This window comes from Labilibaculum manganireducens, from assembly GCF_002843385.1.
GTDB classification, from domain to species: domain Bacteria; phylum Bacteroidota; class Bacteroidia; order Bacteroidales; family Marinifilaceae; genus Labilibaculum; species Labilibaculum manganireducens.
Map to the genome: position 1 here is coordinate 1 of NZ_MVDE01000021.1, position 13,401 is coordinate 13,401.

Sequence of the window (13,401 nt, forward strand, 5' to 3'; positions counted from 1 at the left end):
TCCTAATTCCTAATTCCTAATTCCTAATTCCTAATTCCTAATTCCTAATTCCTAATTCCTAATTCCTAATTCCTAATTCCTAATTCCTAATTCCTAATTCCTAATTCCTAATTCCTAATTCCTAATTAATTATGACTTCTTTAAAATACTGAAGAAAGATATCCTTTGCCACCTGCAGTTGTTCCAGTGTGTTTTCAGGTACATCGTTTAGTTTGTATTCCATGTTTAAGTGTTCATATTTGTGAACGCCCAGTTTGTGATAGGGCTGAATTTCCAGCTTTTCAATGTTTTCGTATTCCTGAAAATATTTCCCCATTTCGTGCAGATATTCAGGCTGATCGGAGTATCCGGGAACCAGTACATAACGCATCCACACTTTCACCTCTTTTTCGCGTAGGTATGCTGCAAAATTAAGGGTGGTATTGTTGCGTTTACCGGTTATCTTTTGATGCCAGTCTGGGTTGATGTGTTTGATGTCGAGCAGAACCAAATCCGTATACTTCAGTAATTCTTTAACATCATCGGTAAGAACATTTCCATTGCTGTCGATACAAGTGTTAAAACCTTCCTCTTTCAGCTGCCTGAAAAGAATTTTGAGTTCTTTTGCCTGCCAAAGCGGTTCTCCGCCCGAAATGGTTACGCCGCCAATTTTCCCAAAAAAAGGACGCTGGTTGCGTGCTTTTCTCATGATTTCTTCAAGCGGAGTCGGTGTTCCTCCTTCGAAAGTAATGGTATCGGGATTGGCACAATACAAACATTTAAAGGCGCATCCCTGCAGAAATACGACCAGTCGGATTCCCGGGCCATCGTAAGTACCTAATGATTCAAAAGAATGAACGTTTAACATACTTGTTTAAATAAATGTGGTTAATGTGCATCTCAAAAGTTATTGAGATTGTGAGTGAGTCGTACAAATAATCCAGGTCGCCGGCCTTACACCAACGACCTTATTATTAATTCTTAATTGCTCATTGTTAATTAAAAGAACAATTTGTTCTTTTTTTACATTCTCTCGAAAAAGCTGCGGGAGATCACCTCCAGCTGCTGTTCGCGGGTTAAACGTACAAAGTTTACTGCATAACCCGAAACACGGATAGTCAGCTGAGGATATTCTTCAGGATGCTCCATAGCATCCTCCAGCATGGCACGGTCCAACACATTTACGTTTAGGTGATGAGCACCTTTTGTAAAGTAAGCATCCATCATGGTAACCAGATTATCCTGACGGGTTGCTGCTGTTGCTCCCAACGATTTAGGAACAATAGAGAAAGTATTCGAAATGCCGTCCAATGAATCTTCGTAGTTGATTTTAGCCACAGAGTTTAAAGAAGCAATGGCACCGTGAGAATCACGTCCGTGCATAGGATTTGCACCCGGAGCAAAAGGAATACCAGCGGCTCTGCCATCAGGAGTAGCACCGGTTTTTAATCCATACACTACGTTCGAGGTAATGGTAAGAATCGACATGGTTGGCTCGGCATTCTTATAGGTATGCAGTTCTTTCAACAGGCTGTTGAATAGATTTGGAATTTCAACAGCAAAACAATCTACTGCATCATCGTCATTTCCATAGTATGGGAAATCTCCTTCAATTTTGAAATCGCAGGTCAAACCTTCTTCGTTACGAACAGCAGTTACTTTTGCATTCTTAATTGCTGATAAAGAATCCGCAACAATCGAAAGACCGGCAATCCCATAAGCAAGATTGATAGCCGGATTGGTATCGACCAAAGCCATCTGAGCTTTTTCGTAGTAATATTTATCGTGCATGTAATGAATGATGTTCATTGAATCGTTGTAAACACGAGCCATTTCCTTCATTGCAATCATATAGTTGCTCATTACTTCGTCGAAATTCAATTCATTGCTGCTCATGGCAGGAATGCCGTTGATCAGCTGAGTTCCTGTTTTCTCACATCTTCCGCCGTTCAATGCCAAAAGAAGAGTTTTAGCCAGATTGCAGCGTGCACCAAAAAACTGAATCTGCTTTCCGATTTCCTGATAGGAGACACAGCAGGCAATTCCGTAATCATCCGATTTACGCGTATCACACATCAACTGGTCATTCTCATACTGAATAGAAGAGGTATCGATAGAAACCTGAGCACAAAATTTCTTGAATCCTTCAGGCAATGTTTCAGACCAAAGAACTGTCATGTTTGGTTCCGGTGAAGCTCCGAGAGTATATAGTGTATTTAAGAAACGGAAGGATGTCCTGGTTACTTTGGTTCTGCCGTCAATGGTGTTTCCACCGATCGATTCAGTCACCCAGGTTGGATCACCTGCAAAAATCTCATCGTAAGCATTCATACGAAGGTGACGAACCATGCGCAGTTTCATTACGAACTGATCCAGCATTTCCTGAGCAAATTCTTCTGTAATATAACCTGCTTCCAAATCTCTGTTGATATAAGCATCCAAAAAAGTTGAAACATTACCCAACGACATTGCAGCACCATCCTGTTCTTTTACCGCAGCAAGATAGCCCATGTAAACCCACTGAATGGCTTCCTGAGCTGTCTCAGCCGGACGATTCAATTCCAAGCCGTATTTTTCACCCAGTTTTTTGATTTCGCCAAGAGCTTTTATTTGTTCGGCAACTTCTTCGCGAAGACGAATCAATTGATCTGTCATCGTTCCGGTTAAACCATTCAAATCTTCCTTTTTTGCTTCAATCAAACGATCAATACCATATAAGGCTACACGACGGTAATCACCGATAATACGCCCACGGGCATAGTTGTCGGGCAATCCGGTAAGGAAACCTAAGGAACGAAATTTACGGATTTCGCTGGTATAAGCATCAAAAACCCCATCGTTGTGTGTTTTTGCATAATTGCGGAAGATGTCCTTTACACGATCTGATACTTCAAGACCTTGTTCCGAGCATGCTTTTTCAACAACAGCAATGCCACCGTAAGGTTTCATGGCTCTGCGAAGCAATTCATTGGCCTGCAGGCCAACAATCATCTCTAATGATTTATCAATATATCCAGCTCCGTGAGAAGCAATAGCCGACACTGTTTCTGTATCAATTGAGCGAACTCCATTGTTGGCACATTCTTCTTTAACAGCCTCTTTGCAGATATTCCAAAGTTTTTTTGTGCGTTCGGTTGCTCCTGTTAAAAAGGAAGCATCTCCTGTGTAAGAAGTTAAATTGTTACTAACGAAATCTCTAACGTTAATCGTTTTTTGCCATTCACCGGCTTTAAATTGAATTCTTTTCATTCTAATAATGATTTATTTCAATGGTTGAATGGAACAATCATCAGTCCTGTATTGATTTTAAAAATCAGAATTAATGCAGGACTCCTGGTGTTTGTCCGCTTAAAATTTTGGTATTACGTTTTCTCTTACTTTGTTTTTTTTGATCAGCAAAAGAAGAAGAGTTAAAACTCTTTTTTGCTGTAAGGGTGCAAAGAAACTCTTTTCTGTTTTCTCACGCAATACCTGTTAATAGTGATTTTTTACCGCAAACGATATTGTAAAAACAAAAGTTCCGGTTATAGATGACTTAGCTGACGGATGAAAATATGTTGAGAAATATGTTATTTAGATGGATTATACAGAAAGAAATAAAATTTCATAGGAATTAAGATAGGTTTTAAGATTTGTGATCTTTTTTTTGCTGTGATTTGGATACTACTCTTTTGATCTGCTACATTTGTGCTTTACTTATACTACAGAATGAAGTTTCGTAACAAATCAATTATACTGGTCGGGATAATTATTATTCTGAGTTTTGGAGGTGTCGCTTATTTAATAGGTGAGAAGATGGCCGTTACTGCCGGGAAAATGAGTCTTGATCTGGCTGTCTCCAAAGCGCAAAACAGTTTTTTAATCGTTAAAAACGAGTTGGATGGCAGTGTTCTTCGCACTGGTTTAATGGCCAACGCATTGGTGGAGTCTATTGATTTTAACGGACAGGACGAAAAGGTAATTGTAAAAACGCTGCAGTCTGAATTAAAAATCCGAAATGAATTAAATGCTTGCTGGTATTCATCAATTGATGAAAATGATACTTCCGTTCCGGGAAAATTGAACGTGTATTTTAGGAAGAAGGGGAATGAAATTGTTAAGAGTCCACTTTTAAATAAGCAGCTGGATTTAATCGAAAAGCTGCTGATTCAGGGAAGAGAGATGATTTCGGCACCTTATTGGAGTTCCGATAATCGTTTGCTTGCAACGGTATTGGAGCCGGTGATTAAAAATGATAAGATTGTCGGGGTTTTAGGAACAGATTTGGATTTGTATCTCTTTCAGCAGCATTTTTATGACAACGAATCACTGGGAAGAGCTTATGTAACTATTATTTCGGAACAAGGATTTTGTATTTCTCATCCTGATGAGAATTTGATTGGCAAGCGAATTGATACTTTGGCAGAAGGAGCCCGGATTCATGAAGTTCTGGCATCAGGAAATAAATATCAGGAAGAAGTGCAGTCTGATTATTTACAAGTGCCTGTTATGAGGGTATATCAGCCCGTTAAAATTGGTAATTTGGATAAAAAATGGCTGGTAACTGTTAGTGTTCCTCTTTTTAATGTGAAAGAATCTGTTCAGGAAATACGCAATTCAACCTTTCTGATTGGTTTGGTTTTGGCTCTTTTACTAATGGTATTTCTTTACTTTTCCCAGCGCAGGTGGTTTCTTGAATTTAGCAAAAGACAAAGGGCCGAAAGGAAGCATCGTAATGAGGTAAGCAAACTGTCTTCGATCATGGAGAGTACCGATCAGATCATGATTTTTTCAGTAGATAAAAATTACAGGTACACAAGTTTTAATAGTGTTCATAAATTAAATCTGGAGAAAAATGAGGGCGATAGCGTTCGGCTGGGAAGTAATTCATTAGATACTTATTATGGTGATTTCCGCATTCAAATGAAAAAGCATTTGGACCGGGCATTGGCAGGAGATCATTTTTTAGTGGAATTTCAAAGGCACGGTATCGATTATCAGCAGATATTTAACGCCATATCCGACGCAGAAGGAAAAGTTGTAGGTGTTTCCAGTTTTTGCTTTGATATTAGCGAAACCCTTGAATTGCGGCGCAGGGCTCTCGAAGAGGAAGAAGAAAAAGTAAAAGCACAGCTAAAGAATATTAAAAATCAGATCAATCCGCATTTCTTATTTAATTCTCTGAATTCTCTTTATGCCTTGGTAGAGGGAGAGCCGAAACTGGCCAGAAAGTTTATTCTGAGCTTATCGAAGGTTTACCGTTATTTGTTGGATAGCAACAACAGCAATCTGATCAGTTTAAAACAGGAACTCGATTTTATTAAGCAGTATCTTTTCCTGCAGAAAATTCGTTTTGGCGATAATCTTCTTTTAGAATATGATATTAAAGACGAAGCATTAAGCCGAAAGCTGCCATCTGTCAGCATACAATCATTGGTTGAAAATGCCATCAAACACAATGTAATAACAAGCGAAAAACCACTCACTATTCGTATATCTGTTTCAGACGAATATTATTTAATTGTTGAAAATCCTTACCAACCCCGCACCGATATGAGTCACAGTCCGGGTACCGGATTAAAAACGCTCGAGGCTTTGTATGCTTTTTTGGGCGATAAACAACCTGTTTATGGTATTGAAAATGGGTTTTTCAGGGTAAAACTGCCTTTGTTTTAATCCCAAAAGATTGCTTTTCCATTCTGTGCGAAGGTTTCATACCGGTTTTTTTGTCATTCACTCCTTAATCTTTCCGGTTCACTCCCTTCTTTTTTCTTGTAGATCAGAATTAATTCATTTTTGTTTCGAATTATTGCCGGATGAAATTCATTAAGCAGTACTAAAACGAACAAAACTGAATTTTGTAGTGACGTAAGTATTCGTGTAGGGGCGATGCTCACAACTACAAACAAAATATACTAAATGAACTTAAGCACAATCACACCAAATCACAAAATTACCCGACTGTTTTTGATGGCATGTATTCTGGGGGGAATGAGTTTGCCGTCACAAGCATCGCAACGCACTTCTGTTGCTGCAGAAGATGGAATTTTTACTTTCTGGAAAAAGAAAAAGACAGAAACCGAGTCGGACACTACGAAGGGAAAAGATAAAGATTCAAAACTGAAAAAATACGATGAAATAATTACTTCGGATGCCATTACCAAAAAAGGAGTAATTGATATTCACAGAGTAAAAAAGGATTACTATTTCGAAATTTCGGATTCGTTGCTGAACCGCGATTTTCTTTTGGTCAATAAAATCTCTAAAGTGCCTTCCGAGGTTAATGAGTTGGGTTTTAACAAAGGGATCAATTATCAAAATTTATTGATTCGTTTTGAAGTGGATACTTTAACGGAAAAAATTTGGGTGAAAACTTACCATCCATACTACGAAGGGAAAGCAGGGGATGCAATTACTCAGTCGGTAGAGGATAATTACATGCCTTCCATAAGAGAATGCTTCGGTTTGGCTTGTTTTGGAAAAGACTCAACCACCTATGTATTTAAGGTAAATAAGGTATTCGACGGATCGGAAAAAAGTTTAAATGATTTGTTTGGAATACTTGGAATGCCGGGAGCTGCAGTGAAAGATCTTTCGAAAATTAACGAAGTGAAAAGCTTTCAAAAAAATCTGGTTGTAAAGTCATTGCTGACCACTAAAGCAGAAGGGATTACTGTAACCGTAGAAGTTACATCGAATATGGTTTTGTTAGCTGAGAAAGCCATGAAACCAAGATTTGCAGACCGAAGAATCGGATACTTTACAACCAAACATTTTTATTATAGTGATGATCAGCAAGCCGTTGAAAACAGAGAGTTTGTGAATCGCTGGAGATTAGAGCCAAAATCCGAAGATGTAGAAAAATATTTGGCAGGAGAATTGGTGGAACCGAAAAAGCCAATTGTTTACTATATCGATCCATCAACACCACCGCAGTGGCGGCAGGCAATAAAAGACGGGATTACCGATTGGCAGTCTGCTTTCGAAAAAGCTGGATTTAAAAATGCCATTATTGCAAAAGATGCACCAACAGACGATCCTGATTTTGACGGTGATGATGTTCGTTACTCCATGATTACTTATGCGGCATCCAATCAGGCAAATGCAATGGGGCCTTCGGTTGTGGATCCACGGTCGGGTGAAATTATTGAGGCTGACGTTATTTGGTGGCACAATGTAATGACTGCCCTGCATTCATGGATACGTATTCAGACCGGAGTTATTGATCCAAAAGCAAGAGACAATAAATTTAGCGATGAACACATGGCTCATGCCATTCGTTTTGTTTCCTCGCACGAAATAGGTCATACTTTGGGACTTATGCACAATATGGGGGCTTCAGCGGCTTTCCCGGTAGATTCTTTGCGTTCCAGATCATTTACAAATAAAATGGGCGGAACGGCTCCATCCATTATGGATTACGCCCGTTTCAATTACGTAGCGCAGCCAAACGACGAAGTGGTAAACATTACGCCTCAGATTGGTGTGTACGATAAATATGCAATTGCCTGGGCTTATCGATGGATTCAGGAAGATACTCCCTGGGACGAAGTGAAGGTTTTGAGTCAAATGATAAGAAAGCATGAGAACGATCCATTGTATCATTATGGTCCTCAGCAAGACGGAAAGAATACCATCGATCCATCAGCGCAAAGCGAAGACTTGGGTGACAATTCAATGAAAGCAAGTCGTTACGGCCTGGCTAATTTGAAACGAATTGTTCCCGAAGTAGAAAAATGGACTTGTGAGGAAGGTGAAAGTTACGGGAAAGCAGGTAAAATGATGATGGGTGTAATCGGGCAATGGTTTACTTACGCGAATCATGTTGTGGCAAATGTGGGGGGTGTCTATTTAGATCAACCGGTATTTGGCGAGAATAAATCAGCTTATGTGCATGTCGAAAAAGCAAAACAGAAGGACGCGGTTAAATATTTGATTGATGAAGTGATTAATATTCCTCAATGGATTGCCAATGCAGAGATTTATAAAAAATCATATCCAATAAAGGAATCGGTAATTGGTGATATTGAATACGCTCCAACAACCTTGTTTAGAGATTTGCATGCACGTATTTTTTACTCTTTACTGGAAAAAGACCGACTGTTGCGCATGCAGCAAAACGAAGCTGAAAATGGGGATAATGCTTATACCTTAACAGAGATGATGAGCGATCTGCATCAGGGAATATTTAGCAAAACAATTAAAAATCAGAAGTTGGATGTTTTTACACGCCAGTCACAAAAAAACTTTGTTGATGTTTTAATTATTTCTCAAAACAAGACTTTAGAGAAGACAAGTAAAAAGTCTCTCCAAAATCAGGAGGCAGCATGTTGTCCGTTGCATCAGCACATGCCGTTGTTATGCGACTATGGAGTAAAAAGCCGAGCCCTTTTTCATGATCATGAGCAGGATGATGTGTCGAGCCGATATGCCAACCGAAACTTATTTTACGCCACAATGAACCGGGTATCCGATGATGTATCGGTGAAACGCGGTGAGTTGCTGCGAATTAAAGAATTATTATTGAAGAAGGTGAAGATCGCCGATGAAGCAACACGCTTTCATTATCAGGATCTGATTCTTCGCATTGAAGAAGCATTACATACATATTGAGAATAAACCCAACAGATGGAGAGATTAAAAAAAATCTCTCTGTCTGTTTTTTTGAATGAATTAACCACTATTTTAATAACCATTAAAAATACAAATTTATGAAAAGACTGCTAAGCCTGCTTTTGATCTTGCTTCCCGCTTTTGGCTGGGCACAGGAAATGAAGCAGATTAAAGGAACGGTTCTCTCGGAAAGCGATGGAGATGTTCTAATTGGTGCTTCGGTTTACATTGATAAGTCAACTATTGGTGCCGAAACCAATATAAAAGGGATTATTGAGAACATTACATTGGGAACAATTACCGATTTTGATGGAAACTTCACATTGGAAGTTCCAAAAGAATTGAATACAATTGCCTGCAGCTTTTTGGGCTTCGAAACTCAAATGGTTGATATTACAGGAAAATCATTTATCACAATTAAACTTAGCAATTCAACAAGTGAATTGAGTGAGGTTGTTGTTACCGGCTATCAGAAAATCGAAAAACGCAAGCTGACTTCGGCAGTTGTTAAAGTGAATGCTGACAATATCAGACAAGCTGGTGTTCCAAACGTGGATCAGATGTTGAGTGGTCAAATCGCTGGTGTAACCAGTATTGTTCAAGGTGGGGCACCTGGAGCTCCGGCAAAAATCCGCATCCGCGGTACAGCGTCATTAAACGGCACACAAGATCCGTTGTGGGTTTTGGATGGAATCCCTTTGGAAGGAAACGAAGTGCCTGATTACAACGACAAAGACAATATCGATCAGTTGTACAATTCTTCTGTTGGCGGTTTAAATCCTCAGGATATTGCTGATATTACAATACTAAAAGATGCTGCGGCTACTGCAATTTATGGTGCCCGTGCAGCAAATGGGGTAATTGTGATTACAACTAAAAAGGGTAAAGCCGGACAAATGAAAGTGAATTTGACGAGTAATACTTCTTTTATTTCACGACCTGATTTTGACAAGTTGAATTTAATGAATTCGAATGAGAAGGTAGATTTGGAAATGGCTTTGGCCAGTCGTGCCGATTTAACTTATAACAGTCAGTATGGCAGCATTTCACAAATTTTGAATGCAAATAATGATTGGGACAATTACCAAACAGGTGGTGTTTCAGCAATTGCACCGGAATCATTAGCGGCTATAAATGCATTAAGAAGTGTAGATGCTAATCTGGAAGATGAATTGTATCAGAATGCGGTGAATCAAGATCATAGTTTGAGTATTTCCGGTGGAAGTGATTTGGCAACTTACTATTTTTCCCTCGGTGCTCATACCGAAAAAGGAACAACTATCGGTACATCGCTTAATCGTTACAATGTAACTTTAAAAACCGATTTTAACTTACGTGATAATTTAAGATTAGGTGTTAGTTTATTTGCGAACGAACGCAATAGTAAATCTTACCTTACCGGATCAAGTAAATTAACAAATCCTGCAAACTACGTACGTTTAGCCAATCCTTATTTAAAATTACGCGATGAAGATAATAATTACGTGTATAATGTTGATGAGGATGGCTTGTATAACATTGCTTACATTCCTTTCAATATTTTAGAGGAGAGAGCAGGAACACAGAACAAGTTAAAAGGACAAAGTGTTAACGCTATTTTAGATTTAGAATGGGATTTAAATTCTCATCTTAAATTTCGTACTCAATACGGAATTCAAATAGACAAAACAAATACTAAAAAAGAAGCGGAAGAGGAGACTTTCTTTGCCAGAAAAGAGCGTCACAAAAGCCGCTATTTTTCAGGAGGAGAACCATTATATTTTATTCCTGAAGGTGGAGTTCTTCAAAATTGGGAAGCGGATAACAGTTCTTATAATTGGAAAAATATTATAGAGTACAATCAACTTTTTAATGATCAACATGAGGTTGAATTGATGGTTGGTAATGAATTACGCCAAAATGAATTTACTCAGGTTTATTCTGCAGCTTACGGATGGAATGCCGAAAGAATGACTTCCAAGCCAGTTATTTTTAGAGATGAAGCTGATGCAAAATCGTTCCCATTATTTAGTAAAGTATATAGAAAGAACCGCTATGCTTCATTTTTTGCAACAGCTTCGTATACTTACGACAGACGTTACACTTTTTTTGGGAGTATTCGTTTCGATGGTTCAGATTTGTTTGGTGTTGATCCAAAATACAGATATTTGCCTTTATATGCTTTAAGTGGAGCTTGGAATGCCAGCGAGGAGAGTTTTTTAAGTGATATTGATTGGTTGAGTCGTTTGAAGTTTCGTGCATCTTACGGATTGCAGGGAAATATTGATAAAGAAAGTTCCCCATACATTATTGGTACACCTACTACAGTTTCCAATCTTCCGGGAACCAACGAAGATGGTATTGATGTAAGTGGTTTGCCAAACGATAAATTACGTTGGGAAAAAACATCTACCTACAATATTGGTACTGATCTCTCTTTATTTCATCATGCTATTCGTATGAGTTTTGACTATTACGAAAGAAAAGGAACAGATTTGATAGGGACTCAGAATCTTCCACATGAGACTGGTTTTAGTGCCATGTCTGTAAACTGGGCTGAAATGACAAATAAGGGTTGGGAATTGAGCATTGCCACCCGTAATGTTAAGACTGAAACTTTCGAATGGAATACCAGTTTTAATATTGCTCACAACGAGAACAAAGTACTAAAAGAAAAAATTCCGGCAAATCAGTTTTTACCATCCCGCGAAGGATATTCGGCTAATTCAGTTTGGGTAATTAAAACAAAGGGCTTGGATGAGAACGGATATCCTTTGTTCGATAAGAATGGAACTGCTGTAACAGGAAAAGAGTTTTTCGATCTATACGATCAATATGCTGATTTTTGGCCGGGCAATTATGCAGGTTCAAATTTAACAACTGAGCAAGTGCGTGAGCTTTTCACATATGCGGGTGATTCAGATCCTAAATATTCCGGTGGTATTATCAATACATTCAAGTATAAAAATATTGATTTGGCTGTCTCAGCGAATTTTAACCTGGGGATGAATATTTTGGCTCAGCCGGATTACAGCATGACCGAGTATGACAGAGGAAGAAACACATCACGTAAATTATTGGATGTAATTAATGGAACCAATAAAAACCTGCCAAATTTATTAGGCTCTACGTCGGCTGACGGTGCCTATTGGATGGAAAAACAGTGGTACGATAACATTGATAATGCAGGAACATACCGTCATTTGGATACTTGGTTGAAAAAGGTAAATTACATGAGAATCAGTAGTATTCGTTTGGGTTACACCTTGCCAAATATAATGTTAAAGCGCATCAGATTATCAAACGTACGATTCAGTTTAGAAGCTCGAAATCCATTTGTTATTTCCAATGGATACGATGGCTATTTTGATCCGGAATCATATGGTAATATTTACGCTCAGCCACAGCAAAAATCATATACTTTAGGTGTTAATTTAACTTTCTAATGACTTACACAATGAAAAAATTAAATATATACATTGCCCTGTTGTTGGCGGTTGTGAGCTTTTCTGCCTGCGATAATTATTTGGATGTAAAGCCAAAAGACCGGTTGATTCCAACAACAACAGATGATTTTCGGGCTTTACTGACAAGTGCATACAATGGAATTCCTGCCGATAAAGGAAGAATTGCTTTTAGAACCGATGAAGTAAAGTTGAATGAAACAAAATATGATCTTACAGAAGTTCAGGATATCTATTTATGGAATGATGTCAACCAATCATCAAACACATTGGGTTTTTCATGGCAGCAATATTACAAAATGATCATGTATGCCAATCACATTATAGATGCTGGTGCTGATGCAACTGAAGGAAGTTCTGAAGAAATTGATCAAATTGTTGGAGAAGCTTACTTATTGAGAGCTTTAATGCATTTTAATTTGGTAAATCTTTATGGTTTGCCTTACAATTCAGCCACTGCTAATACCGATAAAGGCGTGCCTCTTTCATTAAAAATTGATACGGAAGCTGAATATTTTGCCAGTAGTGTGGGTGAGGTTTATACACAAATAGTATCAGATATTACAGATGGAATAGCGAAGTTGAACATTGAAACTTACGAAACAGGATTGAATTATCGTTTCAGTAAGTTGGCCGCTTTGGCCTTTCAATCAAGAGTTTATTTGTATATGGGTGATTTTGAAAATGCAAGAAAATTTGCTCTGGAAGTTCTAAAAGTGAAAGCTGATTTGCAGGATATTAGTGTTGATACTTCGGTATTACCTTATGCGTATACTTCTGTTGAAAGCATTTTGGCATTAGAAGATGTAATTTCATCAATGGTTGAAAATGCGTCGTTTATTTCTGACAATATGAAAGCAGCTTTCAATCACGATAACGATAATCGTTTTAGAATGTATTTTAAAGATTCAGATGATGTAGCGGGCGAATTTATAATCACTAAAGAGCATCAAAGTACTACCAAATGTACATTCAGAACATCTGAAATGTATTTGACAATTGCTGAGTGTGCTGCAAAACTAGACGATTTGGATCAAGCTCGAAACTATTTAAATCAGTTGAAAGCAAAACGTTTACTTACTGATTTTTACAATACAGAAGTAACTCGTATTGCTGGATTAAACAAAGCAGAATTAATTGCAGAAATTGCAAATGAGAGATATAGAGAGTTTGCTTTTGAAGGACATCGTTGGTTCGATTTACGAAGAACAACTCAAGAGCCAATTGATCATGCCTATAAAACAGAGTCAGCGACTCTAAATCAGGGCGATCCCCGTTATACGCTCCGTTATCCGGATGAAGCCATAAACAACAATCCAAATTTGAGTAATTAGGTTAATTAGCATATCAATAAAATGAAATTAGGGGTTTTCCATTACGGATTGCC

The 13,401-nt window shown here is 38.2% G+C and carries 6 protein-coding genes; 4 read left to right on the top strand and 2 right to left on the bottom strand.

Going from position 1 to position 13,401, the window contains the following annotated elements; genetic code table 11:
* Positions 1-121 precede the first annotated feature (121 nt).
* Entirely contained in the window at positions 122-847 is a 726-nt protein-coding gene (pflA, locus tag BZG01_RS13660; protein WP_101310400.1) for a pyruvate formate-lyase-activating protein, read from the bottom strand.
* Between the two features lie 155 nt (positions 848-1,002).
* On the bottom strand, positions 1,003-3,228 hold the full coding sequence (gene pflB / locus BZG01_RS13665; RefSeq protein ID WP_143470915.1) for a formate C-acetyltransferase: 2,226 nt from the start codon (positions 3,226-3,228) through the stop codon (positions 1,003-1,005).
* A 459-nt stretch (positions 3,229-3,687) separates the two neighbouring features.
* Between pflB and BZG01_RS13675 the strand changes: the two genes are divergently transcribed.
* The 4 genes from BZG01_RS13675 to BZG01_RS13690 all read left to right on the top strand — a co-directional run bounded on the left by BZG01_RS13675 (position 3,688) and on the right by BZG01_RS13690 (position 13,348).
* Positions 3,688-5,634: a histidine kinase gene (locus tag BZG01_RS13675; RefSeq protein ID WP_101310403.1), complete on the top strand. Its 1,947-nt coding sequence runs from the start codon at positions 3,688-3,690 to the stop codon at positions 5,632-5,634.
* Between the two features lie 243 nt (positions 5,635-5,877).
* The gene (locus BZG01_RS13680) at positions 5,878-8,571 is read left to right on the top strand and encodes a zinc-dependent metalloprotease (RefSeq protein ID WP_101310404.1); all 2,694 of its coding nucleotides are present in this window, start codon (positions 5,878-5,880) and stop codon (positions 8,569-8,571) included.
* Between the two features lie 98 nt (positions 8,572-8,669).
* On the top strand, positions 8,670-11,996 hold the full coding sequence (locus BZG01_RS13685; protein WP_101310405.1) for a SusC/RagA family TonB-linked outer membrane protein: 3,327 nt from the start codon (positions 8,670-8,672) through the stop codon (positions 11,994-11,996).
* A gap of 11 nt (positions 11,997-12,007) precedes the next feature.
* A complete protein-coding gene (locus BZG01_RS13690; protein ID WP_180327322.1) occupies positions 12,008-13,348 on the top strand; it encodes a RagB/SusD family nutrient uptake outer membrane protein in 1,341 nt (446 codons plus the stop codon).
* Positions 13,349-13,401: the final 53 nt, after the last annotated feature.